General features: G+C 70.0%; 27 protein-coding genes and 2 pseudogenes. 5 read left to right on the top strand and 24 right to left on the bottom strand.

Annotation, left to right across the window (positions count from 1 at the left end):
* Nucleotides 1-34: 34 nt before the first annotated feature.
* The 7 genes and pseudogenes from ACWCQ6_RS21080 to ACWCQ6_RS21050 form a co-directional block, all read right to left on the bottom strand.
* Nucleotides 35-259 carry a hypothetical protein gene (locus ACWCQ6_RS21080; protein ID WP_451091318.1) on the bottom strand — a complete coding sequence of 75 codons (225 nt, stop codon included), beginning with the start codon at nt 257-259 and terminating at the stop codon, nt 35-37.
* Nucleotides 260-300: 41 nt separating this feature from the next.
* Nucleotides 301-675, bottom strand: a complete 375-nt coding sequence (locus ACWCQ6_RS21075; RefSeq protein ID WP_451091316.1) for a DUF317 domain-containing protein — start codon at nt 673-675, stop codon at nt 301-303.
* A gap of 397 nt (nt 676-1,072) precedes the next feature.
* Entirely contained in the window at nt 1,073-1,948 is an 876-nt protein-coding gene (locus ACWCQ6_RS21070) for a DUF317 domain-containing protein (RefSeq protein ID WP_451091314.1), read from the bottom strand.
* A 248-nt stretch (nt 1,949-2,196) separates the two neighbouring features.
* A pseudogene (locus ACWCQ6_RS21065) lies at nt 2,197-2,838 on the bottom strand (DUF317 domain-containing protein); the annotation flags it as partial.
* A gap of 40 nt (nt 2,839-2,878) precedes the next feature.
* Nucleotides 2,879-3,352, bottom strand: coding sequence for a hypothetical protein (locus ACWCQ6_RS21060; RefSeq protein ID WP_451091312.1), 474 nt, complete (start codon nt 3,350-3,352; stop codon nt 2,879-2,881).
* Nucleotides 3,349-3,588: a hypothetical protein gene (locus ACWCQ6_RS21055; RefSeq protein WP_451091310.1), complete on the bottom strand. Its 240-nt coding sequence runs from the start codon at nt 3,586-3,588 to the stop codon at nt 3,349-3,351. The genes ACWCQ6_RS21060 and ACWCQ6_RS21055 overlap by 4 nt, the downstream gene beginning before the upstream one ends.
* 1 nt (nt 3,589) lies before the next feature.
* Nucleotides 3,590-4,198, bottom strand: coding sequence for a DUF4913 domain-containing protein (locus ACWCQ6_RS21050; protein ID WP_451091308.1), 609 nt, complete (start codon nt 4,196-4,198; stop codon nt 3,590-3,592).
* A gap of 792 nt (nt 4,199-4,990) precedes the next feature.
* Here ACWCQ6_RS21050 and ACWCQ6_RS21045 point away from each other — a divergent pair.
* Complete coding sequence (locus ACWCQ6_RS21045) at nt 4,991-6,115, top strand: tyrosine-type recombinase/integrase (protein WP_451091356.1); 1,125 nt, start codon at nt 4,991-4,993, stop codon at nt 6,113-6,115.
* A 29-nt stretch (nt 6,116-6,144) separates the two neighbouring features.
* On the opposite strand, the gene ACWCQ6_RS21040 is transcribed toward ACWCQ6_RS21045, so the two are convergent.
* Nucleotides 6,145-7,158, bottom strand: coding sequence for a hypothetical protein (locus tag ACWCQ6_RS21040; RefSeq protein WP_451091306.1), 1,014 nt, complete (start codon nt 7,156-7,158; stop codon nt 6,145-6,147).
* A 14-nt stretch (nt 7,159-7,172) separates the two neighbouring features.
* On the opposite strand from ACWCQ6_RS21040, the gene ACWCQ6_RS21035 reads away from it, so the two are divergent.
* Both ACWCQ6_RS21035 and ACWCQ6_RS21030 read left to right on the top strand, forming a co-directional pair.
* Nucleotides 7,173-8,210, top strand: coding sequence for a tyrosine-type recombinase/integrase (locus ACWCQ6_RS21035; protein WP_451091304.1), 1,038 nt, complete (start codon nt 7,173-7,175; stop codon nt 8,208-8,210).
* A gap of 48 nt (nt 8,211-8,258) precedes the next feature.
* On the top strand, nt 8,259-8,894 hold the full coding sequence (locus tag ACWCQ6_RS21030) for a DUF6000 family protein (RefSeq protein ID WP_451091302.1): 636 nt from the start codon (nt 8,259-8,261) through the stop codon (nt 8,892-8,894).
* A 120-nt stretch (nt 8,895-9,014) separates the two neighbouring features.
* Here ACWCQ6_RS21030 and ACWCQ6_RS21025 read toward each other — a convergent pair.
* From ACWCQ6_RS21025 to ACWCQ6_RS20955, 15 genes and pseudogenes are all read right to left on the bottom strand, one after another.
* Nucleotides 9,015-9,224: pseudogene (locus tag ACWCQ6_RS21025) on the bottom strand (DNA cytosine methyltransferase); the annotation flags it as partial.
* A 16-nt stretch (nt 9,225-9,240) separates the two neighbouring features.
* Complete coding sequence (locus ACWCQ6_RS21020; RefSeq protein WP_451091300.1) at nt 9,241-9,600, bottom strand: DNA cytosine methyltransferase; 360 nt, start codon at nt 9,598-9,600, stop codon at nt 9,241-9,243.
* On the bottom strand, nt 9,597-10,775 hold the full coding sequence (locus tag ACWCQ6_RS21015; protein WP_451091298.1) for a DnaB-like helicase N-terminal domain-containing protein: 1,179 nt from the start codon (nt 10,773-10,775) through the stop codon (nt 9,597-9,599). The genes ACWCQ6_RS21020 and ACWCQ6_RS21015 overlap by 4 nt, the downstream gene beginning before the upstream one ends.
* Nucleotides 10,772-11,008, bottom strand: a complete 237-nt coding sequence (locus ACWCQ6_RS21010) for a hypothetical protein (RefSeq protein WP_451091296.1) — start codon at nt 11,006-11,008, stop codon at nt 10,772-10,774. The genes ACWCQ6_RS21015 and ACWCQ6_RS21010 overlap by 4 nt, the downstream gene beginning before the upstream one ends.
* A gap of 101 nt (nt 11,009-11,109) precedes the next feature.
* A complete protein-coding gene (locus tag ACWCQ6_RS21005; RefSeq protein ID WP_451091294.1) occupies nt 11,110-12,903 on the bottom strand; it encodes a type IV secretory system conjugative DNA transfer family protein in 1,794 nt (597 codons plus the stop codon).
* 214 nt (nt 12,904-13,117) lie between these two features.
* The gene (locus tag ACWCQ6_RS21000) at nt 13,118-13,615 is read right to left on the bottom strand and encodes a hypothetical protein (RefSeq protein WP_451091292.1); all 498 of its coding nucleotides are present in this window, start codon (nt 13,613-13,615) and stop codon (nt 13,118-13,120) included.
* Nucleotides 13,616-13,654: 39 nt separating this feature from the next.
* Entirely contained in the window at nt 13,655-14,428 is a 774-nt protein-coding gene (locus ACWCQ6_RS20995) for a hypothetical protein (RefSeq protein ID WP_451091290.1), read from the bottom strand.
* Nucleotides 14,429-14,613: 185 nt separating this feature from the next.
* The gene (locus ACWCQ6_RS20990) at nt 14,614-14,805 is read right to left on the bottom strand and encodes a hypothetical protein (protein WP_451091288.1); all 192 of its coding nucleotides are present in this window, start codon (nt 14,803-14,805) and stop codon (nt 14,614-14,616) included.
* A gap of 101 nt (nt 14,806-14,906) precedes the next feature.
* On the bottom strand, nt 14,907-16,412 hold the full coding sequence (locus ACWCQ6_RS20985; RefSeq protein ID WP_451091286.1) for an ATP-binding protein: 1,506 nt from the start codon (nt 16,410-16,412) through the stop codon (nt 14,907-14,909).
* 19 nt (nt 16,413-16,431) lie between these two features.
* On the bottom strand, nt 16,432-16,887 hold the full coding sequence (locus tag ACWCQ6_RS20980) for a DUF6238 family protein (RefSeq protein ID WP_451091284.1): 456 nt from the start codon (nt 16,885-16,887) through the stop codon (nt 16,432-16,434).
* Between the two features lie 44 nt (nt 16,888-16,931).
* Nucleotides 16,932-18,401 (bottom strand): SCO6880 family protein, encoded by a 1,470-nt coding sequence (locus tag ACWCQ6_RS20975; RefSeq protein WP_451091282.1) that lies wholly within the window; start codon nt 18,399-18,401, stop codon nt 16,932-16,934.
* Nucleotides 18,402-18,492: 91 nt separating this feature from the next.
* A complete protein-coding gene (locus ACWCQ6_RS20970; RefSeq protein ID WP_451091280.1) occupies nt 18,493-19,863 on the bottom strand; it encodes an SCO6881 family protein in 1,371 nt (456 codons plus the stop codon).
* 31 nt (nt 19,864-19,894) lie between these two features.
* The gene (locus ACWCQ6_RS20965; RefSeq protein WP_451091278.1) at nt 19,895-20,578 is read right to left on the bottom strand and encodes a hypothetical protein; all 684 of its coding nucleotides are present in this window, start codon (nt 20,576-20,578) and stop codon (nt 19,895-19,897) included.
* Nucleotides 20,578-20,886: a DUF6112 family protein gene (locus ACWCQ6_RS20960; protein ID WP_451091276.1), complete on the bottom strand. Its 309-nt coding sequence runs from the start codon at nt 20,884-20,886 to the stop codon at nt 20,578-20,580. Before ACWCQ6_RS20960 ends, ACWCQ6_RS20965 begins: the two co-directional genes overlap by 1 nt.
* A gap of 73 nt (nt 20,887-20,959) precedes the next feature.
* Complete coding sequence (locus ACWCQ6_RS20955; protein WP_451091274.1) at nt 20,960-22,087, bottom strand: C40 family peptidase; 1,128 nt, start codon at nt 22,085-22,087, stop codon at nt 20,960-20,962.
* Nucleotides 22,088-22,726: 639 nt separating this feature from the next.
* On the opposite strand from ACWCQ6_RS20955, the gene ACWCQ6_RS20950 reads away from it, so the two are divergent.
* Nucleotides 22,727-23,476 carry a DNA-methyltransferase gene (locus tag ACWCQ6_RS20950; RefSeq protein ID WP_451091272.1) on the top strand — a complete coding sequence of 250 codons (750 nt, stop codon included), beginning with the start codon at nt 22,727-22,729 and terminating at the stop codon, nt 23,474-23,476.
* A 94-nt stretch (nt 23,477-23,570) separates the two neighbouring features.
* On the opposite strand, the gene ACWCQ6_RS20945 is transcribed toward ACWCQ6_RS20950, so the two are convergent.
* Nucleotides 23,571-24,023, bottom strand: a complete 453-nt coding sequence (locus tag ACWCQ6_RS20945; RefSeq protein ID WP_451091270.1) for a hypothetical protein — start codon at nt 24,021-24,023, stop codon at nt 23,571-23,573.
* Nucleotides 24,024-24,057: 34 nt separating this feature from the next.
* Here ACWCQ6_RS20945 and ACWCQ6_RS20940 point away from each other — a divergent pair, with 34 nt between their 5' ends.
* Nucleotides 24,058-24,654 carry a hypothetical protein gene (locus ACWCQ6_RS20940; protein ID WP_451091268.1) on the top strand — a complete coding sequence of 199 codons (597 nt, stop codon included), beginning with the start codon at nt 24,058-24,060 and terminating at the stop codon, nt 24,652-24,654.
* Nucleotides 24,655-24,746: the final 92 nt, after the last annotated feature.

Genomic DNA, 24,746 nt, shown 5'->3' with positions numbered 1-24,746 from the left:
GCCTCCGCCGCGAACTGCGAGCGCGAGCGGGGGTTCACACGTCTGCCCAGTCCAGCTGGGCGCGGACCTCAGGTGGCAGTACGCCCTCTTGGCCGTTCTCAGCGATGTATACGGCGCCGTCCGGGTCGCTGACCTCTACGACGCGACCAACGTGGTGGGCGTGGGGCCAGTCCGGGTTGATGGCGAAGTACAGAGGGAGATCTGGGTCGACTGCCTGGAGGTGGTGGATCAGCTGGCGAACGGTGATCGCATGTGACAAGGCGGACTCCTGAGCTGGTTGAACAGGGCGGTAGGCGTGGATTAGACGCAGGCGCAGCAGCGGTTGGGGAAGGTGATGAGTGCGGCGAGGAATCCGGCCACGGCCTGGGCCGGGACACTCGATCCGAAGGCCTGGCGCCACGCCACCTCGCCGTTGGTTTCTTTGACCTGGATGTCCCACAGCTCGCCGCGCACGGCCTGCTCGGTCTCGGGGAGGAACCCGACGTACACACGTTGATCGGGGCTGAAGCAGTGGACGTTGGCGTACGGGTCGGAGTTGGCGTCCCAACCCTGGCCGTTGAGGAGGTCGAGGACCGGGCGCGCACAGATGCAGTCGGTGAGCCACTCGCGGTTGCTGAGCGTGGCGTGAGGAGGTGCGGCGGGGACCTGGACGGGCGTGTTGGCGACAACCGTCATGAGTAGAAGACCCTTCGTTGACCTGCGGTTTTTCGAAGCAGTCGTACGTTGACATGGTCGATGGACAGGTCTCCAGTCCTTGCCGGCGGTAGGCGTCTGCCGTGGGCGAACTGGCTGCGGCGGCGACCGTTGGTGAGTAGCAGGGGAATGGATCGGTCGCCCCGGGAGCTGTTCCCGGGGCGACCGACGCAAAGGGGGATGGATGGCGTGCCGGAGGGCGATGCATGCGTACGACGAGGCCATGGATGATGTGGTGGCGGCGTCCTTGGGCCGGTCCCGCATGGCGGATGGTAGACGGATCGAGCTGAGTGTTGAGGAGCTGGCCTTGGTGGTGGGCGCGGCAGGGAAAGAGCCCGGCCAGGAGCCTCCAGGGGCCGACGGGACTGAATTCAGTCGTTCATGAGCGCGCCGCCGTAGCCCGCCGGTGGTGGGCGGGGCGGGCCGGCAGGACAGTACTGGGGCTGGCCGTGGTTACGGACGCCGCCGGGGCGCGGCCGACGAGGCGGCCTCCGTGGGAACGTGCGCGTGCGGCTGTGGCGCGCCGGACGTCCAGCGGAGTCGGCACCGGGGGAGACACACGGCGTATCCGGGCGGCACTGCGATTTCGCTCCGGCACCTCGATCTCGTAGCGGAGCACAGGGCTGGGGTCGGCCAGCCGGGTGGTGGTCGCTGCGATCAGGCCGACGGGGACCGCGGTGGTGAACGTGGCGTACCAGCGTGAGCTGTAGCCGTCCTGGCCACCCCAGAGCAGCCAGCGGTTCTGGTCCCTGTGGAGTTCGGCGTGCCGGTTCAGGACTCCGTTCTGGTAGGTGAGGCCGGCGAGTCCGTCGGGCGCGGTCAAGAGGGTGGCGGGGCGGTAGTCTCCTCGCTTCCATCCGGCGTCCTCGAGTGGGAGAAAGCCGTTCTCGGGCGGGCGATGAGGAGTGGTGAGGAGCGTGTCCGGGGTCTCGGCATAGGCGGTGGCGAGGGCGGAGGTGAAGGCGGTCACCAGCTCCGTCGGCGTGTTGGTGTCGAAGGTGGCGAGCCAGTCGGGCGGTCCGAAGGGATCACGGTGGGCGGCGATCTTCCACAAGGTGTTGTCCGGGCCTTCGGGCAGGAAGCCGAGCCGGACATGCTGGTCGGGGGAGGAGACGTAGACGTTCGCCAGTTCGTCGTCCTGCGCGGTGAAGCCGTGGTCGATGAGTGGCTGCAGCGCTGGGTCGCCGATGGTGGTGGAGCCGGCGAGGTGTAGCGGGGTGACGTAGATGTCGCCGTCGAGCGGGTGGGAGGGCATGTGGGATCTCCGGGTGTGAGCGGCGGGGTATCAGCGCTGCCGGCGCGAACGGCCGTGCGCGGCAAGTGATGCCGACGGGATTGCGGCCTTCGCCCCGGGCGCGGGCCCGTGGGCCGTGTACGGCTGGCGGCGCGCGCCGCCTGGGCCCGGGGCACGGCGGCCGTCGGCTTGGCGAGGCGCATGTTCACCAGGGCGCGGTGGCGGTCGGGGACATCGCCGACGGAACGCGGCACGGCGTCCCGGTTGGTGAGAGCGCTGGTAGCGGCAGTGCGCAAGTGCTGCGGGGTGCTTCCGCTGAAGAAGGCTTTCCAACTCGGTGCGTGGACGGGATCGACGCCTCCGGACAGTCGCCACATGGACCTCTCCGGCGTCTGCAGCTCGGTGTACTCGTCGAGCCACCCGCTTCGCGTGCGCAGGGCCGCGTGCTTGTCGGGCGAGACGTTCCAGTGCGGCCGACTTCCGTGAACCGGCTGCCAGTTGCTACGGCGCAGTACGTCCTGCGGGCCGAGTCTGGTGTAGTGCTTGCCGTCGCTGAGGTGGTCCCGGAAGTGGTTGGGCAGGCTGTGGACGAGTGTCTCGGTGAAGGCGGCGACGATCTCGTGGGGCGTGGTGCGGTCGAAGGTGGAGATCCAGTCGGGAACGCCGAGCGGGTCCTCGGCGTAGGTGATCGTCCATCCGCCGTAGTGGCTCTCCACGGGGTTGGCGATACGGACTCGCTGACACGGGCTGGTGTAGTACGTGTCCGTGTCGAAGGCGACGGTCTTCGTCCATCCCGAGGCGTTGTCGAGGACGTTGACGACGGCCTCCCTCGTTCCGGGACCTGCGAGATGGACTGGTGCAACGAGGACCTCGGTAGCCGAGGCGAGATCGCCGAGGTCGAGAAGTGGCATGAGGATTACCTCCAGGCGGTGGCGGATGAGGGGTTGGGCGTCATGACCGGCGGCGCGCTCGCGGCGGAGTAGTGGAGGCGGCGGGGGGCGGCGAACCGGCGTGTGCCGGGCCTGCGCTCCCGCGCGGGAACCGGGACCGTGCCGCCTGGGCACGACGGCCATGGAACGGCGCGGTCCCGGTGGATGCCTCGCGTTCGCGGTCCAGTCGAAGAGCCGCGGTGCGGTACGTGGCCTGGTCCTGGCGCTCGCCGACCGCCAGGAGGTAGATCTCCCGGCGGTGCTGTGAGGACGCCGGGGCGTCGCGGTACTGGATGACCATGCGCCAGCGGGTTTCCGGATCGACGTAGATCTTGTGGCAGCCTGCGAGCTCGCGGGTCAGCGCCGCGCCGCGTTCGTTGCCGTGGACCAGGTGCTGCAACTCCAGCAGGGACAGGTCGCGGATGGTCTCCGGGACCGAGCGCAGGTCGGCCAGGGCCTCGGGGTGCGCCGCGAAGGCGTACCGCGCCCGGCTCACCGTGCACCCCGGCGGTAACGCGGTGCGGAAGGAACCGTGGGGCGAGGAGCCGTGACAGGCGCTGGGGAGACGCTTCGGCGGATGAGCCAGTTCTGGGCGAGCGGCACGACGGGGGCACGCTCGTACGTGAAGTCGAGGGTCTGCTGCTCCACGTCACGGGCGACGTGGAAGGCCACGTACTCCGTTGTGCTGGGCACGTCCCAGATAGCCGCCCGGGGCTCGTATGTGTCGGTCATATCAGGCTCCTGCGGGCTCGGGCGAGGCCAGGAGCCGATGGTTGGGGCGGGCCGGGCTGGTGGTGCATGCACCGAACGGGCCGTCGGGCGTGCGGAGTTGGACCATGGTCGGTTCGAGATGGTCGCGGTGCCATGTCGAGGGGCCGGTGAGTCCGGCCTCGATGTCGGTGAGCTGCTGCCAGGCCAGCCACAGGGCATGCAGTCGGGCCACGGCCTCGGGGTGCTCTTGCCACTGCTGGCACCACGGGCGGCCGGTGGTGATCTCCCGCCCGTAGACCGGCAGCAGCAGGTCGTGCACCCAACTCGTCAGCGCCGCGAGTTCCTCGACGTACGCGCTGCCGGCGAGCGCCAGGATGAAGATGGATGCCGGGCCCTCCTGTGAGCCGGCCGGCTCAGCCGCCAGCGACGCGGCGACCGAGCCCTCGACGTCACCGTGTTCGGACTCGCTGCCCTCGTCGTCGTCCGAGGGCGGGACGTCGTCGGTGAGTCGGGCGAGCGTCTCGCCCTGCTTACGGCTCTCCGTGACCAGCCTCGCGACCGTGGAGACCAGGTCGTCCAGGTCGTGGTCCGGCACGCGTATCGGCTCGCTTTCCTGAGCTGGTTCGGTCATCGCTGCCCCTCCATGAGATCGGTGGTTGGGGTGGCGAGGATCCGGAGAAATCCAGGTTTGGCCCGGCCGGGAATCCGGTGTAGAGACCGCCGTTCACCGCGAGCCGTGACGGCCGCAGACCGGGATGGGAGGAGCGAGGACCTCCAGCGCGTGAGCGGCCTGCTGTGGAACAACTCCGTTGCCGAGAGCGGACAGTTGGGCAGGGCGTCACAGCCCCGGTGTTGCCGTCACCCAGCCAGGATCAAGTCCCTGCATCCACTCCACGAACAGCGGGCTGAGACGCCCCGCTCCGTCGGTGGGCGGGGGCGCCGGGCGCGTGATTCGCTCCCACCGGGCGATGGCCGCCGCGTACGGCCCCCACCTCTGGGGCCGTCCTCCTCCTTCTCGAACAGCGCCAGCGCCTGCGCCGTAGGCGTCCTGGAGGGGCAGGTCGTGTGCCGCCCGCTCGGACGCGCGGATGCCATGTTCGGGGCATGCAGCAAGCAGGCTGCTGCCGAGGGCAAGGTCAAATCCCCGTTGCCCTGGCGCTGGTTCGGCGATCCCTTGGGCCCGTCGGACGCCTTCGGCGTCGGCAGCAGCCACTCCACCTCGTCCGCCAGGTTCGGGCCGTGGCCGCCCGCCTTCCGCTTGACCGGATGCTGACTGCCACCGTTCGTCGCCAGGTTGCGCGTCGGCGTTTTCAGCAGCGGCGGTCCGCCAGGAGGGCCAGGCGACGAAGTTATCTGGACGGTTCGCCTGATTCAGCGACTGTGCGGGCCGCGCGGTGTGCGTAGGGTTCCGGCCGTGCGAGTGATGAAGGTGCCGGATGCCGTGGCCGGTCAGCCGCAGGTGCGGCTGGTGGACGCGGCTGGTGAGCCGGTGAGTGAAGTCGATGAATTCTTGCGGCTGTTGACGGTGCGGGCTTACTCGACGAACACCGTCCGTGCGTACGCGTACGACCTGCTGAAGCTGTACCTGTTCTGCGAGGAACACGGGATCACAGCGGGTGAGTTCACGCCGGCGCGGGCGGTGCAGTTCCTGGAGTGGCTGCGGCTTGTGTCGTCGTCGCGGCGCGTGCAGCGCCTGGAACTCGGTGTTGCGACCGGCGAGGGGCGGTTGCTGTCGCCGAAGACGTGCAACCGTGTGCTCGCCGCGGTGTCGTCGTTCTACGAGTTCCTCATCGCCAGCGAGCAGTACGCCGGCCGGGACAATCCGATCGTCAAGAAGGTCGACCAGGCCGCGGCGCGGGTGCCGGACCGCTACCGGCCGCCGCTCATGAATGCTCGCCGGCAGCAGCCGGTGCGCCGGGTGTTGCGGGTCAAGACGGTGGAACCGGTGCCGCGGCCGATGCCCGACGACGTCTACCGGGCCCTGCTCGATGAGCTGCGCACCCGCCGCGACCTGGCACTGCTGGAGGTGATGTGGGAGGGCGGGCTGCGCCCCGGGGAGGTGCTCGGACTGCAGCTGGAGGACATCTCCTACGGCCAGCGCCGGGTGACGGTCCGCAAACGGGACGATCATCCGCGCGGGGTGCGGCAGAAGTCGCGCCGCGACCGTGTGGTCGATCTGTGGGAGGCGCGGGCGCTGGCGGCGCTGAACGCCTACGTGATGCGCGAGCGTCCGGTCGACGTGGACACACCCTGGGTGTTCCTGGTCGGAGGCCGGGGCAAGCGCCGGGGCGAGCCGCTGGGCTACGACGCGCTGGTGCGGATGTTCGCCCGGGCTGCCCAGCGGGCCGGGGTGCGGGACGCGTGGCTGACCCCGCACGCCCTGCGGCACACCCACGCCACGAGGATGTTCGAGGGCGGCATGCGGGAGCTGACGCTGATGACCCGGCTCGGCCACGCGACGCCCGACTCGATGAAGGTCTACACCCGGGTGAGCGATCCCGAGGTCGTCAAGGACTACCGCCGGGCGATCGGAGAACGGGAGACGTGAGTGCGAACGCGTCTTGGCGGGCGGCATCGTCACCGGACACCTCCCCGCGCTGGGCTCCCCGGCACTGCCCGGAGGCGGAGTACGCGGCCTTCGTCGCCTCGTTGCCGATGAGCGACCGGTGGCGACACAAACACGCCCAGTTCCACCTGCGCTTCCGCCAGACCTACCCGGACCTGCACATCTGGTTCACGCAGCCGCTGCGTGAACGTCTGGGCTGGCGCAACGGCGAGGGACAGAACCGGCGGTGTGCTCCCGAGCCCGGCTTCGATGCGACCGTGGGATGGATCAACTTCAACGCCCGCCACTACCTGACCTACCTCGCTCTCACCGGCCGACTGCGCATGGACTGGGGCTGGCTGCTGGGCATCGGTGTGCTCAAGCCGTTCCATGTCGCCGATCAGCTCGGGCTGCCGCTGCGCGAACACAGCGAGCGGCTGCGCGAGAGCCTGCTGGCGCTCGGGCATGTCCGCAACGATGAGGGATTCAGGGTTCCCTGGGGCCTGATCCGGCTGGCCCTGCACCGCGGCGATGCGGACCTGGACACGCTCACCGGTGACGACGTCGAGGAGCTGCGGCACGCCATCCGCCACTGCGAACGCATCCCCGGCCTGCTCCAGGTCGTCGGCGCAGACCACTGCCCCACCCTCAAGCTGGCCTGGGCGACCAACGCCTTCCGCACCGGCCTGGCCCTGTTCCACGCCGGCATCACCGACCGGCCGCCCCTGCGGGAGGAGACGATCCCGCCGCCGCGGCTGTGCTCCAAACCGCGCATCGACGCCGTCTTCGAACGCTTCCTCGCCGAACGCGCCCTGGTGCTGCGGCCGGAGAGTATGTCCAGCACCCGAGGAGGGCTGCGCCGCTTCGGCCTGTGGCTGGACACCGAGCGCCCGCACATCGACAGCCTCGACCAGCTGGACCGTGCCGACCTGATCGCGTTCATGGAGTCGGTCCACCGGCTGCGCAAGATCAAGCATCCCGACGAGCCGCTCAGCCGGGCCTACCGGGCCGGCATCATCTCCACCGTCGCCGTGTTCTTTCGCCATGCCGCCGTCGCGGAATGGGAGGGAGTCCCGGCCCGCCCCCTGATCACGCACGCCGACATGCCCCGCGTCGTCGAGCGCGTCCCCCGGTTTATCCCCGAAGAGAAGACCAGCTCGGGCCGGTCATGGACCACGTCCGGCAACTGGACTGCCCGTTGCAGCGGTGTGCGCTGCTGGTCGCCCGGTGGAGCGGCGCCCGCCGCACCGAGATCCGCAAACTCCACCTCGACTGCCTCGACGCCTACCCGGACGGCACCCCGCGGCTTCGGCTCGCGGCCGGCAAGGCCCTCAAGGAACGCACCGTCCCGCTCCACGAGGAGGCCGCCGAGGCGATCCGCGCGCTCGTCGCACTGCGACAGACCCAGCACGACCGAGGCATCCACGACCCCGATCTCGGACGCCCGGTGCGCTACCTGTTCCTGCGCAACGGCCGCCTCGCGGGCCCCGACTACCTCTTCGCCAACCCGCTTCGCGCCATCTGCCAGGAGCTGGGCATCCTCAACGGCGTCGGCAAGCCCGCGATCCACCCGCACCGTTTCCGGCACACCCTGGGCACCCAACTCGCCGAGAAGGGCGCCCGCATGCAGACCATCATGAAGGTCCTTGGCCACAAGAGCCCCGGCATGTCGATGACCTACACGCACATCTCCGACCCCACGGTCCTGGCCGACTACCAGGCCGTGCTCAAGCCCGGCGCCGTCATCGCCGGTCCGCTCGCCGACACCCTGCGCTCCGGACAGCTTGACCAGGACGCGCTGGACTGGCTCAAGACCAACTTCTACAAGACCGAGCTGGAACTCGGCCGCTGCCTGCGCCTGCCCCAGGAAGGCCCCTGCGAGTGTGACCTCTACCTGAGCTGCGCGAAGTTCGTCACCACGCCTCAGTACGCGCCAAGGCTGCGCGAACGTCTCTGCACCGAACGGGAATTGATCGCGGACGCCGAGGCCCGCGGCTGGGCACGCGAGATCGAACGACACCAGCGGATCGCCGACCGCATCTCCAGACTCCTCGACGACCTCGATGAGCCCTCGGGTGATGCCTACGAGAATCCGTGACCGGGGAACCCACTGGACCGGCCCGTCCGCCACAGCGAGGATGCGTCCATGCCCTTCCCTGAGCCGATGCCCGCCCCCGGAACCGACACCATCCGCCGCTACGTGATGGCCACTCCGAGCCCCAAGACCGGCCGCTACCTGGACCTGCTCCACGGCAACTTCGTCAGGCTGCCTGCCGAGGAACGCACACAGTTCCTCCAGACCCTCGGCCTCGACTCGCGGAGCGTCACTGACGCCGAACTCGAATTCATGCTCCAGCCCAACTGGCGCTCGCGCATAACCGCGGCATGGATGATCGGGCTGGACCGCCGCGAGCAGTTCCGCGAGCGCATCGGTGGCCTCCTGCTCGCCAGCGAACTCACCTACGCAGGCCAGGGCTACTGCATCGCACTCGCCCTGCTCGGCACCACCGAGGACGCGGCCTTGCTCACCACCTACCTGGACCACTACCTCCGGCAGCCCGAGTGCCGATACGACCAGGAATGGGCGCTGGGCGCACTCCTGCACCTCGACGGAGCCCTCGGCACCACGCACGCCGCCGGGTTCCTGGAACCGGACGGACTCTGGAGCCAATGGGGCAACGACCGAAACACGCCCCCTGAAAAGTTGAGGCAGTACATCGGTGAAATGTGCGCCCTTGCCGACGAGTACGCGCAGCACGATGCCCCTTCCGGGCACCCCTAACCGAGCACACTCGATCGGGCGAAAATGCCCGTCTTCTGAGGCGAATCTGTCCAGATAAGCGAGGAAGATCCGCTCGCGGCGGTGCGGGGCTCCGACATCAGAGGCGCGAAGCACGCACCAGCGCGCATCGAACCCGAGGTCGGCCAGGGAGCCGAGTACGGCACCGAGTGCGCGCACAGCAGGCTGGCCTGCGGTGTCTCCCAGACACCACGGGCACGGTTCTACGTCGCCAGGGGAACCGGCGGGGGAGGTGAGGAGTCCTCGGACATTCTCGATGACCACCAGGCACGGGTTGAGGGCTTCGATGGCGCGGACGATGTGCAACCACAGACCGGACCGGGTGCCATCAGCCAGTCCGGCGCGACGACCGGCGACCGAGACGTCTTTGACAGGGGAATCCGGCTGTCAGGATGCAGACCTCCGGGGCGTCGGCCCAGTTCGCGGCCGTGATGTCGCCGAGGTTCGGCACGGTCGGCCAGTGTCGGGACAGGATCCGGGCCGGCCCCGGATCGACCTCGGCATGCCAGGCGACGGTTCCGCCGAAGACGGCCCGGACGCCGAGATCCAGACCGCCGTACCCGGAGCACAGGCTCCCGATCGATGGCTGGGGCGGCGTAACCGTGTCGGAGCGGAGCATCTCGAAGTCCAGGGCCACCGCGTACAGTTCGTCCTCCTCCAGGTTGGCGCGGCCAGTGTGGTCGGTCATGACGGACTCCGATGGTTGTGTCGGTCAGGAAGCGCGGCGCGGGAGGCCGCGACAGGTGCCGAGGGGGCCGAGGTGTCTGCGAGGCGGCTGCGGGCTCGGGCAGCGTCGATGCGGGCGGGGGGTGGCGGCGCACCGGGCCGGCTGGCCGGTTGCCGCGGCTCGGGTTCAACCTTCTGCGCGAGATGCAAGCGGCGGCGCACGTCGTCCAGGGGGCCGAGCGCGTGCAGGGCGTAGCCGATGAGCTGCCCGGGCGCGAGCGCGTCGCGGTCGGCCAGGGCCCCTACTTGCCGGGCTGCCACGGCGGCCGTGCGGACGAGGGAGGCTTGGATGACCTGCTCGCCGAAGTGCTCGGCGGCCCCGCCCACGAGCGGATCGCAGATCCGCCGCACACGCTCGGCGTCGAGCGTTCCGTCGGCGAGAGCGCCGCGACGCTGGGATTCCCACAGCACGGTCAGCTGGTCGATCGGCTCGCCGCGATGGTGCAGGGCCCCCAAAGCGCGGTAGATCTGCTGATGGCCCAGGTCGGCGAAGTCGCCGGGGCGAAGCCACCGCACCAGGCCGAGCAACTGCTCGGGGCGGGAGACAAGACAGCCGAGGAGGAACTCCTCGTCGGCGAGGAGCTGCTCGCCCACCGGCTGGGGGCGCTCGGCCCGGGGCGTGTACGCGGCGGGTGGCTCCACCGGCCGAGCCTCTGCGCCCCAGCCACGAGCCAGGTCGGCGAGTACGTCGGTCAGGACCTGGGCGTGGTGCAGCGTCTCTTCCACCGTGCCGGCTTGGGCGTCGTCGAGCGCGGCCTGGTGAAGACGGGCGGCGTGCTTGGCCACACTGCGGTGGATGGCGCCATCCAGGACCATCCGCCCGTACACCGGGGCGTGGTCGGGGCGCGGGCACGCCGACACGAGGGTGTGCAGGTGTGAGGCGGTGAGCCCGCGCGTGCGCGTGGTCGCCTCCTGCAGCGTGTCGGTCAGCCAGGCCAGCGGGACGGGTGCGCCGGCCGTCGTGGCTGCTGCTGGGTGACCGTCGGCCTTGAGCTTGAGCAGCGCGGCGTAGATGGCGGTGTGGGCGGGACGGGAGAAGTGCTCTGGCCGCAGCCAGGCTGAGAGCCGGTCGAGCTGGCCGGGCTCCAGGAAGATCGCGCCCAGCACGGCCTGCTCGGCGTGGACGAGCGGCGTCATGACTGTGCCTTGCGCGTGGCCTTGCCCTGGGCGCGGATCTCGGCGACCGCGTGGTTGGCCGCCGCCAGATCGGCCGCGAAGCGGTCCAGCTCACCGGTGAAGACGGGGTCCGAGGCAAGCACGGACCCGGACGCGGACACGAGCCACCAGTCGGCGCCACGGCGTACGACGGGTGTGCCGGCGAGGCGCTCGGACCGGCGGACCGAAGCCCAGGACGGGGCGGGGTGGGACATGGCAGTACCTCAAGAGGACGAGGGCGAGAGCCCGGGGATACGAGGCCGATGGGGGTGTGCTCCATCGCGTCTCGCCAGCAGGGGGTCTGGCAGCACCGGGGTCATGCGGCCGGGCCGAAGTCGTCGAGGCGCGGGTTCTTGGCCAGCGCTCGCTCGGTGATCGTCGCGGTCTCCTTGGCGGACGCGGCGCCGAGCCGGTCGGCGTCCGGTTCCCGGTACCAGGGCTTGAGGTCGAGGAGCGCGGGGCGGATGCCGGTGGCCAGCAGGAGGGCGGAGCCCTTGGGCAGGGCGCGGATCGCGTCAGCCGGAAGCACGCGCTCCTGGCGCATGGAGACCGACGTGGACTTTCCCGTCTCGCTGGTCGACACCGAAACCGTACGGACGTCGTGATCGCCCACCAGGCGGCTGAGCTTGTCCGCGAAGTCGGCGTCGTCGATGCCCGAGCCGACGAGCTTGATCGTCGCGGCGGACCACAGGGCGTCCATTCCGGCCTCGCCCCAGACGCGGACGCCCTGGCGGTAGGACTGCAGGATCGTGATCGGGATGACGCCCCGGGAGCCGAGGTGCGAGTACAGATCCGGCAGGTCGGCGATCTTGCACACGTTGGCGGCCTCGTCGAGGATCGCGAGCAGCGGAGCATCGAGCCGCCCGCCGTCGCGCTCGGCCTGGATGACGGCCGCGCGCATCACCGCATCGGCAGCGGCGGCGATGATCGCCGAGGCGGAGCCGCCACCGTCCTTCGACAGCAGGAACAGGGTGTCCTTGCTGGTGGCGAACGCCTCGGGCTTGAACTCGCGGATCTGGCCGAGGCCGCTGGGCGGCGTGACCCAGGCGGCGATGGCCGGGGCGAGCAAGCAGCTGGCGTACTGCCGCGCAGTTTCGAAGATGCCGTCGCGGGTCTCGACGGCGCCGGCCACGGTGCCCTGGAGCTGGGCGGCGACCGCGTCGAGTTTGGCGTCCTGGAGCAGGTCGATGGGGGTGCGGTCGGCCGGGGAGGCGAGCCAGGCCAGGACATCGGTGATCGGTCGCCGGTCACGGGCGGCGGCGAGGAACAGCGCGGTGAGTGTGTTGGCGGCGGCGGTGGACCAGAAGTCGCCCGCGCTCGACTCGTCCACGGAGGCGGTCACGAAGTGCCCGGCCAAGCGACGGGCCCCGGCGAGATCGTGGGCGTCGGCAAGGATGTCCCACCACATCGTCCGGGGTGAGTGTGCGATCTGCTGCGGATCGAGCGTCCACACCGTGCCGACTTCGGCGCGGGCCGCGAGCGTGGCGGTGTAGGCATCGCGTGCCGCCTTGTTCGAGGTCAGCAGTACCGGTCCGGGGGCGCGCAGGATCGCTGGGATCGCCAGACCGGAGGTCTTTCCCGACCGGGGCGCCATGATTGCCAGGAGCACGTCCTCCCACGAGGAGCGGACCTCGCGCGCGCCGGGCGCGAGCGTGCCGAGCAGAACGCCGCGGTCGTCGGGTGCGGTGTCCTTGGGCCTGGTGCCCTTGAGGCTCGGACGAAGATCGATCGCCTTGGCCGCGATTTTCTTCGGCATCAGATCAGCCAGATCGCGCTGGTCAGCCAGCCCCTTGGGATTGCCCCGCAGTCGTAGCCACACCTTCACGCCGAGCAGCGCGGCGGCCAGGAGGATGAGTGTGGGCAGGACGTAGCAGGCGCCGACGAGGACGGGTTGCGGGAGGTGCGGCCAGAGCTCATGGGGGTGCAGCAGCGCTGCGGTCGGCTCGTAGGGGGCCCAGGGCCCGGACCTGGTGAAAGCGTTGGCGCCGTTGCCGAACAACCAGGCCAACGTCCCGGCACCCATGCCGAGGGCGGCGACGGACAGCATCAGGTACAGCAGGAAGTCGGTGCCGGTGGTGGTCGAGGGCGTGTTGGTGCGTGCAGGAGACAAAGCGGGATCCCGTTACTTGGTGAGAGATGGGCGGCGTGCTGGGGCCGGCGGGTTCTTCTGGCGATCACGAGTGAGCTCCTGACGGCTGGGGCGGGTGGAAGAGGAGGGGCCGAGGACATCGCCAGGGCCGCGTTGTCCGGGTGCGCCGGTGGGCGCTACGGCACACCTGGCAGCCGGGGTGACCGCGTAGTAGTTGGTCACCTGCGCCTTCTGTTCAGAAGTGGGGGTTCTCGGTCTGCCGGTCGCCCGCGGAGGCGGCTTCCAGCAGTTCGGGCAGGTCCGCGGGGTCGGCGTCGCGCTGGTCGAGCCACCACCCGGCACGGGTCAGGGGCCGGGCGGCGTCCTCGATGGCCGCCCACTCCGCCTCGCTCGTCGTTCCTTCGACGACGAGCGCGGTGTATGCGGTGGAGACGAGCTGGTGGCGACAGCGGGTGGCCCAGGCGACCGCGCGGTCGGTGCCGTCCAGCGGCGGCATGCGGTACTGCTCGGACCACGCCTCGGCCTCGGTCTGCTCGGTCGCCCTTTGCTTCGCGAGCCACTCGGCCCTGGCCTCGGTGTCCTCCTCGCGGGAGGCCCGCCAGCAGTCGGAGCAGTCCCGGCCGGCGAGCCAGCGGGCGTACCCGGCACGCCGGTCGGCCGGACGGTCGGAGAGGTCGGCCTCCTTGGTGTGACCGCAGGCGTGGTCGATGGTCCAGAGCTTCTTCACGGCCATGCGATGGACTCCTTGAACGTTGAGGAAGAGGAGGGGAGATCAGCGGGTGCGACTTGGGCTGGCCGAGGCGTTCTGGGGACGCGGCATTGCGTCGTCCTGATGCGTCGGGGAGTTGGCAGGGCGGTTGGGGGACGACGCCACAGCGGCGCACGCTCGCGCGGTGTGCGTGACCCGGAGCCACTCCTGCCGGTCCGGCAACGGCACCTCGGCCAGGGGCGGGGTGTTCTCGGGAGCCGCGTCGGGCATGACGGCCAGTTCGAGCTGGGCTCCGACGAGTTGGTCACCGAGGAATGCGACGTGATGAGCGATGTTGCGCAGGTGAAGGCCCAGCTCGTAACCATTGGGCGTGCCGAGCCGCTCGCACCAGGCAGCGGCCGTGTCGATGAACTCCTCCAGGTCGGGCACGACGCCGTGATGCTCGTCGAGGATCTCGCCCAGGACCTCGGAGACGTCCACCGCGCGGCGCAGCTCGTGCAGTTGCCCGGTCAACGCGGTCAAGGACTGGCCGGGTTGGGTCGCCCGCACCGGGACTCCGTCCGGAGTCGGGACTGGTGGCGGAACCATGATCTTGGGATCGGCTGCGACGGAGAGACCGGCTTCCTGGAATTCGCGGGTCGCGCTGGCCACGGTCCGCACCGCCGTGTTGTGGGGGGTGCCGTCCGGCAGCAGGTAGACGTCGAGGTACTTGCTGTAGCGGAAGTGGTGCTTGCGCAGGACTTCGTCCAGGAACGGGCGGTCGTCGGCGACGGCGGCGGCCACCCCGAAGTCGGGGTGCGTTCCGAAGGCAACGTCCGGCTCGAGTTGCAGAGTCATCGCGAGGGCTCCTTGGCGTGCGGTCTATCGGGTGCGGGGGCAGCGGGGGCAGGGCTGTGCGGTTCGCGGGCTGGGCGTCCCCGCGAGGAGCCGGTTCGAAGAGAGAGGCGCCGTCGATCGCGACGTGGTGGGTGGTGGCGGTGAGCCCCAGCTGGGGGTGTTTGCCGAGCGTGATCCAGGCCGGCTCAGCCATGACGAGCACCGGCGCCCTCGCGCTCAGCGGAGCGTCGGCCGTCCACCCGGAGGGCCTCGTCCAGGGGACCGGACGGATCTGTCGCCGCGGAGATTCGGCCGTGTGCGGTGTGGGCCTGGGCGGCGTCGGAGTAGAGCTGGGCGAGGCGGCGCAGGCCGCGACGGATCGTGTGCTGCAGGTGCATGGGGATGGCTTCCCGTACGAAGGGGTGTGGTGCGGCGGGCGGAGAGGGGAGACGAGACGATGAGTCGGCTTCCCGGAGGGCCTTGATCGCGAGTGGATGGCTCAGGCGTGCATCCGGAAGTCGGTGTCGAACAGCTCGCGTTCGTGCGGGTGCAACAGATGTTGAGTGATGAACGACCGGCCTGCGACCTTCCAGAGACCGCGCCCCTTGGTGAGGGCGGAGACGGCCTGGGTCTCGACGCCGGTGAGGCCCAGGAGAGCAGCTGCGGAGGCGAGTTGGTCGGCTTCCTGGCGGTAAATGATGCGGGTTGAGCAGTCGGTGAGCAGGCCCTCGGCGAGGGCGCGGCCCCGGGAGCCGGCATCGCCTGCGGTGAGCAGGTCGCTGAGGCGGTGGATGACCATCATGTTGGCGATGCCGAGTCCTCGGCTGAGCTTCCACTGGCTCTGCATGCGTTCCAGCAGGGCGACGTGTCGCATCACGCGCCATGCCTCGTCGTAGATCACCCAACGTCGGCCGCCGGTGGGGTCGGCGAGCGCGGACTCCATCCACGCGGAGGCACAGGTCATCGCGAGGACGAGTGCGGTGTCGTCGCTGGCACCGCCGAGCCGGGACAGGTCGATGGAGAGCATGGGCGCGGCCGGATCGAACGCGACGGTGCTCGGCGCGTCGAACATGCCGGCCAGGTCGCCGTGTACGAGGCGCCGCAGCGCGTGGGCCAGGTCCTCGGCCGCCCGTCCGAGGCGTCCGGACAGGTCGCCGAGCACGGCGTCGAGCCGCTCGGGCGAGCCCAGCACATACGCCACGTCGCCCAGCAGCGGGGTGGTCCCGGCGACTTCGGCGTGTACGACCGCTTGGTCGAGTGCCACATCCAGGGCGGTGTGCTCCATCGGGTGCAGGTCGCGTCGCAGAACCGTCTTCGCGAGCGAGCCGAGGAGAAGCAGGCGCCGCTTGCGGACCTCGCCCGTCCAGTCGTCCTCGCTGACACCGAACGGCCGGGCGGGGGCGTCCAGCGGATTCAACCGACCGGGAAGGCCGGGGCCCAGCGCGATGGTCTGCCCGCCCAACGCCTGGGCGACCACGGTCCATTCGCCCTTGGGATCGCAGGGCACGTAGATGCGGTAGCCGAAGGCTACGGCGCGCACGGCGAGGGACTTGGCCAGGGCGGACTTGCCCATGCCGATGATCCCGGCGAGCAGGATGTTCGGATTCGTGAAGCCTTCGAGCCGCCCGTACAGCGCGAACGGGTCGTAGGTGAAGGCGGCTTCGGCGTGCACGTCGCGGCCCACGTAGATGCCCTGGGCGCCCAGGCCGCCCTCGGCGAGGAAGGGGTAGGCGCCGGACGCGGTGGCGGTGGTCATCCGGTGGGTGGGGAGCTTGAGATGGCCGCAGCGGGCGGAGGCGGGGCCGGGGCGTCCGGCGGCCGAGTAGCTGGCGCGCAGCTCGGGATCGATGCCGGTCTCGGTACGGCGGGCTTCGGGTCGGGCCGTGTGGCGGGCCTTGTCGCGGGCGGCGGCGAACTGGTCGCGGGCGGCGCGGGCCGTGCGGCGGTCGGTCTTGCGGGGGACGAACAGCGGACTGGCGCTGGCGCGGGTGGTGCGGGTGGGCATGGCGGTGGTGCTCCGGTGGTCAGTGGCGGGTGAGGCCGGTGAAGGGGTCGCGCAGGTCGGCCGGGGTGTGGTCACGGCGGACGCGGGCGGCGGTGGCCAGGTGGCGCTGGCACACGGTGAGGTCGGGGGCGCCTTCGGGAAGGCGGGCCCGGCACTCCTCCCGGGTGGGGAGGCGGTCGGTGACCGGGTGCGGGGCTGCGTGGTAGGCGGCGTGGAGGTGTTCGGCTGCCTGCCACAGCCGGATGCGGCAGGCCCTCAGGTGATCGCCCTCGGCTGTGGCCACTGGAGAGGTCCGCGCGGTGTGCGCGTCCAGGAGTCCGTACAGGGCGATCAGGTGGGCGTGCAGGGAGTCCAGTTCGGTGCGGCTGGCGGCGATTGGGGCGACGGGCATGTTGATGGCCTGGTGGAAGTCGAGCGCGGCGGTGGCGAACGGGACGAAGTCCGGAGCCAGTTCGGGCAGGGGCTCGGTCGGCATGTGGGTGCCCTTCGGTAGAGCGTGGTCGGTGGTGCTGGGCCGCGCTACGGGCGGGCGAGCGGCAGAGCGGCGTTGGTGAAGGCTTCGGCCTGCTGCCAGGTCAGCAGGCGCAGGTCGACGAGGGCGGTGACGGCCGCGGTCTCGATGGCGGCGCAGGCGGCGTTGAGTTCCTCGTTGGTGTCCGCGCTCACGGTGAGCAGGCCGGTGAGTGCGACATCGGCGTGCCCGGCGATGAGCTGGCGCTCGCGCTGCTTGATGTCGGCGTACTCGACCGAGTCCTCCTCGGAGTCGACCCGGCCCTTGCGGGCCCGTTCGGCGGCGTCCGCGATCACGGTGGCCTTCTTGCGCTGTACATCCTTGAGGGCGGCGTCCAGCCCCTTGGGTTCGTAGGTCAGCGAGAGGGTGCGGCGCACGCCGGTGGTGAACAGGAGCTGGTGGAGGAAGCCGGGGCTGGTCTCGATGCGCGGCCAGTTCTCGATCCAGAACGTGGCGTGGTGGGCCGAGTCGGTCTGGATACGGTCGGCCTTCTCGACCAGCACGACCGGCCCGGCAGCAGCGGGGTCGGCCTGCGGACGGCCCGAGTCGGACCACCGGTCGAGGGCCGCCGACGCCTCGGGGTCGTACGCGGTGCGGATCACGGCGGCGATCTCACTTGCGGGCAGCCAACCGCTCGGTGTGAGCCCGGAGGTACGGGCGGACTGGTCGAAGGTGGAAGCGAGCTGGGCCAGGACGGCGAAGGCTCCGGTGAGTCCGCCGCCTGCCTGGTTGATCAGGCGGCGGGCCGCCTTGAGGTCGAGGGCGAGGGCGACGTACGCCTCGTGCGGTGCGGCGGCGGGGCCGGCGGCGGCCAGCAGGTCGCTGTAGACCGGTCCGGCGAGCGGGGTCTGGGCGTTGCCGTGCTCGTGCCAGTAGCGGTTGAGCGCGTCGCCGGAGTCGGGGACGGTGCGCTCCAGGACCTGGACGCGGGCGATGTGCCCGGTGCGCGCGAGCGCGGCCAGGGTGCGGCCCCAGCCGGAGACGTTGCCGGTCTGGGTGGCGGGATCGAGCAGGGCGAAGGCGCGAGAGGAGACCTTCACCACGGCGGTGAGGGTGGCGTGGTGCGGATCGTGTACCGCGCCGAGGCGGCCGTCCGGCGAGGTGACCACCCGCAGAGACGCGGCCGTGCCGGGCAGATGCAGCAGGCCCTCACGCCGCGGCCGGGTGGACGGACGGGCGAGCCAGACCAGCTGGCCCCGGAAGCGACGGAGCGCGTATCGGGTCGCGATCGGCGCCCAGTCGGCGAGCGAGCGCCCACGGTGGCGGATGAAGACCGCCGCGAGGACGAGAGCCCACAGCGGTACGAGCTCGAGCGCTCCGGTCACACCGGAGGTGAGCAGCACCCCGAGCAGGAGCAGACCACAGGCCGCGACGACGATCAGCTGAGGGGCCGAGAGACCGAGCAGCACGCCCCGGCGCGAGCGGTGAGGGAACTTGACGGTGGCTGGACCATCGGGGTGTGGAACGTCAGAGAGCATGGCGAAGCCGTCCTTGGAACGTCGAAGAGAAGGAAGAAGAGGAAGACGGGGCGGGCCAGGCGGGACCTTGGCCCGCCCCGTCAGCAACGGGCTACGAGCCCGATCGGTCCGTCGGTCCGGGGTAGATCCACCGCTGCGGGCTGGCGCCACCCTGCGGAGGAGGACCGCTGCGCCGTGGTGCCGGCGGGTCCAGGTGCGTGACCTGCGGCGGAGCGACCGAGGCACCCTGGGGCGTCGGCCCGGAGACCACCGGCGCCGAGTCGGCCCCCTGGCTCTCACCAGGGCGCTGGATGAGCGGGACTCCGCGGTCGCCGTCCGTGGGAGGCCGACGGATCAGCGCCCGGCCCTTGTCGCCGGTCGCGCCCGGGTCCTCACCGAAGCGGAAGTGCGTCTGCTTCGGTTTGGTGTCACCACCGGGTCCGCCGGTCGGATCGATCCCGGAGGCGACACCGCCAGAGCCCTGGCCCGGCACCTTCGCCGGCCCCTGCGGAGCCCGCATCCCGGTGCCGGCCTGGACCGCGAGCCGCCCTGCGGTCTTCGCCGCACCCGCGGCGACCGCCATACCCGCGACACCGGTACGGTGCAGATCGTCGTGGCCGCCGCCATCGGCCGCCCAGTGCACGAACTTGTACGTGGCATAGGGACAGAGCAGCACCAGGACCATCACGACGAGGCCCGCGAGTGCGTCCGACAGGGCGCTGAGTCCGTCGTTCGCGTCCGTCTTGCCCATGGCCGATACGCCCAGCAGGAACACGATGGTCATCAGGAGCTTGGAGACGATCAGGGTGCTGGTCGCCTCGATCCATCCCCGCCGCCATCGCCGCGCGGCCTCCCAGCCGCCGCCGGCCCCGGCGAACACGGCCAGGGTGACCAGGACCAGGATGCCGACCTTGCGTGCGACCATCACCGCCCAGTAGAGGAAGGCACCCACCGCGCAGCCGAGTGCGACGAGAGCGGGGATGCCCCAGCCCAGGCCGAACATCGCCCCCAGCTCGTTGACCTTGATCATGCGGCGTACTGCGTCGTCCACGGAGCTGTTGGCCGCCTCGAAGAGGCCGGCGCTGAGCGCGTCGACCACAGTGATCGCTACGGTGGTGCAGGCGATGGCGGCGAAAGCGAACAAGACTCCGGCCACGGTTCCGTACACCGCCTGAACCAGGGCGCGGTCGTCCCGCCGCCAGGCGGCCCGGGTGAGCTGCAGACAGAATGTGCCAACGGTCAGGACGAGGCCGATGGGCAGGATTAGCTCGTAGTTGCTCCTGAACCACTCGGCGTTGAGATCGATGGCTGTGGTCTCGTCGACGGCCTTCGAGGCCAGGTCTGCCGCGGCCTGGGCCATCTCGCCCATCGACTTGGCGATCCAGGCGCCGATGCCGTCGGTGACCGCTTCGCCGGTCGCGCCGACCACACCGCCGACGGTGTCGCAGACCGTGTTCATCAGAGGAAGGTCACAAGCCCCCATCAGGGCGCCTCCTTATCCAGGTTGAGGGCGATCACGGCGCCACGTTCGGCAGGACCCCGACGAGGGCGCAGTCCCGGTCCGGCCGGCACTGGACGGCGAGGGTCGTCGAACGGGACTCGGCTCCGGCACCGGAGCCCTTCCAGGCGATGGACTGCTTGCCAGTGACCGTGACGGCGTAGACGTACGCCTCGGTGATCGCGCCGGGGTCCTGGGCCAGGGCGGTCTTGAACGCCTGCGGGAAGTGGCCCTCGCCGACCGTGGCGCTGGCATGCTGCCCGTTGTCGCGCATCCGCGACCACAGCACCGGACTGGGCACCTGGTCCGAGACCGACTTCCAGTCGGCGTACTTCCTCTCGTCGGTCATCCACGGCTTGAGGCCGGCCAGGTGCTCGGCCTGCGAAGAGGATCGGGCGTCGTACGTCCACAGGACCTTGGCCGCGGCCTTGGCGAACTCGATCGGATCGGATGTCCTGGGCGGGGCGGCCACCGCCGGTCCGGCGTGCGTGGTGACGGCCGGGGACGAGGACGCCGAGGAGGGCGTGGGCGCCGGGGCGGCCGCCGGGGCCGGACTCTCTGTACGGGTGACGTACGCGACCAGCCCGGCGACGGCCAGCAGAACGGCGAGGATGACGCCGCCGATCGACGCGCGGCGCAGGACCGAGGACGGGGCCTTGTGCGTCCGCTCCCCAGCGGAAGAGAAATGTTCCTTCGGCATCAGTGAACCTGCGCGCCCATCGCCGAGAAGAACGCGACGATGCCGTTGGCCGCACCGAGCAGCAGAGCGCAGCCGGCGGCGACGACCGTGCCCTTCTTGCCGTTGGCCTCCGCCTGATGGCCGCCGCTGTGGTGGCCCCAGGCCCAGACGATGGCGGAGATGGCGAGGGCGCCGACCACGGCGATGATGCCGAACAGGTTGATGCTGCCCATGACCTTCTTCAGGACGTCGAGACCGGGCAGGCCACCCTCACTCGGTGTGACGCCGGGGTTGTACGCCAGGATCTGGGCATGCTGAATGAGCTTCATTTGAACTCCAGTACGATTTTGGGCGTGCGAAGGCCCGGAAGGGGCGGAGAGAGCGGGGGACGGGAAAGGCCGGTCAGACGATCCGGCGGGCGGCGAGGACGTCCGGCCGCCAGTCGGCGAGGGTCGAGATTTTGACCACGTCGCCGGTGCGCGGCGCGTGCAGGATCAAGCCGTCGCCGATGAACATCCCGACGTGTTCCGGGACTTCGGCCGTGCCGCGGGTGAAGAGGAGATCGCCCGGCTTGAGGGCGTCGACGCTGACCGCCTTGCCCTCCTGGACCTGCGTGTACGTGGTCCGGGAGATCGAGATGCCGCCGGCCTTGTACGACGCCTGCATCAGGGACGAGCAGTCGCAGCGGCCCATCGGGTCCTGGCCGTGCGGAGCGGTGCACGCGCCACCCCACTGATACGGAGTGCCGAGCTGGCCCAAGCCCCAACGGATCGCCGTACGAACGGACTTCGGCGCATCAGCAGGGATCTTGTAACCCTTCGGGACGGAGCCAGCGGGGATCGGGCCGAACTTCGCCCCGTCCTCACCGGTGCCGCAGCCGCCAGGCATCGGATCCACCTGCCCGCCCCTATCGACCTCGACGGAACTCGACGCCGTCGACAGTGACGTGGCGATGGCCTTCTGCAGAGCCGTGGCCAGCGGCTCCCACTTGGCGTAGGCGTCGGGGAAGCCGCTCTTCTGGACCGCCTGCGCGGCCTGCGTGACGGTCATCGACTGCCAGCCCGAGACCTTCAGCAACGCCTCGTAGAACTTCGTCGAGGCGTGCACCGGATCGCGGACCTGCTGGGCTGTTCCCCAGCCCTGGCTGGGGCGCTGCTGAAAGAGACCAAGCGAATCCCGGTCGCCATAGTCCAGGTTCCGCAGCCCCGACTCCTGCAGAGCCGTGGCCAGAGCCACGACCTGCCCCCGAGCCGGCACCTTCAAGGCGACGCCAGTGGCCTGGATCGTCTTGGCGTTCGGGATCTGCTTCGCAGGATCGTCCAGCCCTGGGACGGACACCTCAGCCTCGCTGCCGTCCTTCAGGATCGACTCCACCTGCTTGGCGACCGCCGCGGAATCCACAGCCTGTGCATCGCCGCCCGCGCAGGCGGCCTGGGCATTGCTGGCACCGGCCAGAGCCATCGCGAGTGGGGCGATCAGCAGCAGCGGGCCGAGCACCACGGCCCCGACTATCGCCGCGCCCGCCTTCACGATCGCGGGCTGTCCGCCAAGAGGCGGGTGTGGGAGCCGAACTCCGGAGACGGGCGTGCCTGGGCATGCTGCATCAGCAGCTCCTTACTCGTAGGCAGCGCGGAACCAGCGTTCTCGTCGAAAGGGTCAGCGGGACCGCGCCGGTCGGAAATTCACAACACCTGAGATCAGGGAATGGAGATTCCAGGGGGTGGGAGCGGCTAACTCCCGACCCCTCGGAACCCCGTTACTGGAGAGCGGAAGAAAGCCGCGCTCGTAATCTCGCACGCCGCACGGAGAAACCCCCTCGCTGAAATATCAGTCCGTTTTGTGAGCGCCGTTCGTGCCGCCACCTGGACGAGGCAACGCGCATCAGCACAGCTCAACAGGGTGGGAGCTGGGTCCCGTCCGTCGAACACGGCGAGACTGTAGAGACGAATTCCGGCCGCACCAAACGACGCCTCGGTCGGCAGCGGAGACCTATCAATGGCGGCCGAGCGTCATTGGGTGCGGCCGGGAACAACGGTTAATCTGCAGCCCATCGCTCTCCTCAGGCGGCTGCTTCTGTGGCTTCCGGGAGCGACTCACGCCGACGTGCGCAGAATTCCGAGAGCACGGAATCAGGCGCACGACCGTACCCGCGGAAAGAGAGAACCGCACATGCCGTACACCCTGCACCGAGGCGACGCGCTGACCGCTCTCGCCGACATCCCCGACAACAGCGTCGATGCCGTCATCACGGACCCGCCCTACAACAGCGGCGGCCGCACCAGCGGCGAACGAACCGGCCGCAGCGCCCGCGCGAAGTACACCTCGGGCGACGCCGAACACGACCTCGCCAACTTCCCCGGTGAGAACCGCGACCAGCGTTCGTACGCCTTCTGGCTCACCCTCCTGCTCACCGAGTCCTACCGGGTCACCGCCGAGTCCGGCGCCGCGCTCGTCTTCACCGACTGGAGGCAACTGCCCACAACCACCGATGCGCTCCAGGCCGCCGGCTGGACCTGGCGCGGCATCGCGGCGTGGCACAAGCCGGTCTCCCGGCCGCAGAGGGGGCGGCTCAAGCAGTCCTGCGAGTACATCGTCTGGGGCACCAAGGGCCCGGTCGACCCCGATCGGAATCCCGTCTACCTGCCCGGCCTCTACACAGCGAGCCAGCCTCGGAAGGATCGCGTGCACATCACACAGAAGCCCGTGGAGGTGATGCAGGAACTGGTGAAGATCTGCCCGCCGGGCGGCACGGTCCTCGACCCCTTCACCGGCTCCGGCACGACCGGCGTCGCAGCCCTGCGCGAGGGCCGCAAGTTCATCGGCGTCGAACTCTCCGAGCACTACGCCGACATCGCCGAGCAGCGCCTGCGAGGTGCGCTGGCCCAGGACGACTTCGAACTTGCCGGGCCCGAGGAGTGAGAGCGAGAAGCCCAGACAGTGGGCGCAGAACGCAAAGAAGGGCGGTTGTTCCACCAGAGTGGCGGGACAACCGCCGTTCCCATGTACGGGGGAGTCACCCAGCGTCGATGCTCCGTTGAACGAGATCGGTAGCCCGCACGAGGTCCTCGCGCGAGCCGATCCGGACCTCGACGCCTCCACGGATTCCCAGGACGCCCACGCCGCGCATGTCCCGGGAGAACCCCTCGTGCAGCTCCACCTTGTCCAGATCCAGCTTCAGGTTGACCACGAGCAGCCGGTTGCGCGGCTGCAGGCGCACCGTGGCGACGTTGTTGATCCGCCGGCAGGCGATGTAGTGGAGCTGGGGCTCCTCGCGTACGTCCCGGTGCGCCAGCAGTAGCCGTTCGAGGTCCGCGTACAGTTCCTTCAGCTCCTCGGGTGACTCGTCGAGGTACTGCTGGACCGACTTCGGTGCAGTAGCCGCAGCGCGGACCGCTCCCGAAATTCCGCCTCGCAGGGAGGATGCGGGTGCCGCCGGCCGAAGCGATGAGCTGCAGCGTGAGCACATCCTCGAAGATCCGGTACGTCACCAGGTCAATCCGGTGGCCGATCATCTCCACAGCCACCGTGTCGTGGTGTGTGAAAGCGCCGGCGACGCAGACGATCCGCGGAGCGCTCCAGTCGATCTCCCCAGCGGCCTGGTCGCCGAGCTTCTCGCGGGTCAGGCTCTCGAACTCATGGTGGTGATCGTGAAGCCACCACAGGTACGAGAGTCCCTGGTTGATGACGTTCTGGTCGCGGTTGCGCTTGTACTCGACGATGACCGGCGTGCCGTTCTCGTCCAGCCCCAGGGAATCGATCCGGCCTCCGTGATGGCCGGTGCGGTACTCGGTCGCCAGGAACCGGATGCCGAGCATCGCCTCCATGTTGGCCTCGATCAGCCGTTGCAGCTCGACCTCCACCCCTACGGCTGCCCCCAGCACCTCCCGGGCCTGCCCGCCTCTCACCCTGAAGACCTTCAGGTTGCTCATGAGCCTCCCCACCACACCTTGATCGCCGGAAGTAACAATCGAGGTCAGGGAGGCATCTATTCCAGGAGACCCATGCCCGAGCGTGTCTTGGTCGAGATCGCGCGAGGGCACGGGCTGAAGCCCGCACCGACTGGCCCTCGCCAACACGACCCTTCCGTAGTTCGCTGACCACGGTGTCCGCGAGTCCTGAGGACTTGCAGCGGGCCGGAGCCAGGTCGGAGATACTGGTAATTGTGTGACCCCTGCGGCCTGAGGCTATC

This window comes from Streptomyces sp. NPDC001880 (assembly GCF_053594575.1).
Note: the sequence above shows the minus strand (reverse complement) of the source record. Positions and strands in the feature narration are given on the sequence as shown.

Bases quoted from the DNA above. Each gene is read 5' to 3' on its own strand.
- ACWCQ6_RS21075 (WP_451091316.1), bottom strand. From the start codon at position 675: ATGACGGTTGTCGCCAACACGCCCGTCCAGGTCCCCGCCGCACCTCCT.
- ACWCQ6_RS21000 (WP_451091292.1), bottom strand. From the start codon at position 13,615: ATGGCCGTGAAGAAGCTCTGGACCATCGACCACGCCTGCGGTCACACC.
- ACWCQ6_RS20945 (WP_451091270.1), bottom strand. From the start codon at position 24,023: ATGTGCTCACGCTGCAGCTCATCGCTTCGGCCGGCGGCACCCGCATCC.
- ACWCQ6_RS21020 (WP_451091300.1), bottom strand. From the start codon at position 9,600: ATGACCGACCACACTGGCCGCGCCAACCTGGAGGAGGACGAACTGTAC.
- ACWCQ6_RS21010 (WP_451091296.1), bottom strand. From the start codon at position 11,008: ATGTCCCACCCCGCCCCGTCCTGGGCTTCGGTCCGCCGGTCCGAGCGC.
- ACWCQ6_RS21045 (WP_451091356.1), top strand. From the start codon at position 4,991: ATGAAGGTGCCGGATGCCGTGGCCGGTCAGCCGCAGGTGCGGCTGGTG.
- ACWCQ6_RS20960 (WP_451091276.1), bottom strand. From the start codon at position 20,886: ATGAAGCTCATTCAGCATGCCCAGATCCTGGCGTACAACCCCGGCGTC.
- ACWCQ6_RS20970 (WP_451091280.1), bottom strand. From the start codon at position 19,863: ATGGGGGCTTGTGACCTTCCTCTGATGAACACGGTCTGCGACACCGTC.
- ACWCQ6_RS20965 (WP_451091278.1), bottom strand. From the start codon at position 20,578: ATGCCGAAGGAACATTTCTCTTCCGCTGGGGAGCGGACGCACAAGGCC.
- ACWCQ6_RS21030 (WP_451091302.1), top strand. From the start codon at position 8,259: ATGCCCTTCCCTGAGCCGATGCCCGCCCCCGGAACCGACACCATCCGC.
- ACWCQ6_RS20985 (WP_451091286.1), bottom strand. From the start codon at position 16,412: ATGCCCACCCGCACCACCCGCGCCAGCGCCAGTCCGCTGTTCGTCCCC.
- ACWCQ6_RS21040 (WP_451091306.1), bottom strand. From the start codon at position 7,158: ATGGCGAAAGAACACGGCGACGGTGGAGATGATGCCGGCCCGGTAGGC.
- ACWCQ6_RS20950 (WP_451091272.1), top strand. From the start codon at position 22,727: ATGCCGTACACCCTGCACCGAGGCGACGCGCTGACCGCTCTCGCCGAC.
- ACWCQ6_RS21070 (WP_451091314.1), bottom strand. From the start codon at position 1,948: ATGCCCTCCCACCCGCTCGACGGCGACATCTACGTCACCCCGCTACAC.
- ACWCQ6_RS20975 (WP_451091282.1), bottom strand. From the start codon at position 18,401: ATGCTCTCTGACGTTCCACACCCCGATGGTCCAGCCACCGTCAAGTTC.
- ACWCQ6_RS20990 (WP_451091288.1), bottom strand. From the start codon at position 14,805: ATGCACCTGCAGCACACGATCCGTCGCGGCCTGCGCCGCCTCGCCCAG.
- ACWCQ6_RS21015 (WP_451091298.1), bottom strand. From the start codon at position 10,775: ATGACGCCGCTCGTCCACGCCGAGCAGGCCGTGCTGGGCGCGATCTTC.
- ACWCQ6_RS21055 (WP_451091310.1), bottom strand. From the start codon at position 3,588: ATGACCGACACATACGAGCCCCGGGCGGCTATCTGGGACGTGCCCAGC.
- ACWCQ6_RS21050 (WP_451091308.1), bottom strand. From the start codon at position 4,198: ATGACCGAACCAGCTCAGGAAAGCGAGCCGATACGCGTGCCGGACCAC.
- ACWCQ6_RS20995 (WP_451091290.1), bottom strand. From the start codon at position 14,428: ATGACTCTGCAACTCGAGCCGGACGTTGCCTTCGGAACGCACCCCGAC.
- ACWCQ6_RS20980 (WP_451091284.1), bottom strand. From the start codon at position 16,887: ATGCCGACCGAGCCCCTGCCCGAACTGGCTCCGGACTTCGTCCCGTTC.
- ACWCQ6_RS21035 (WP_451091304.1), top strand. From the start codon at position 7,173: ATGGGAGGGAGTCCCGGCCCGCCCCCTGATCACGCACGCCGACATGCC.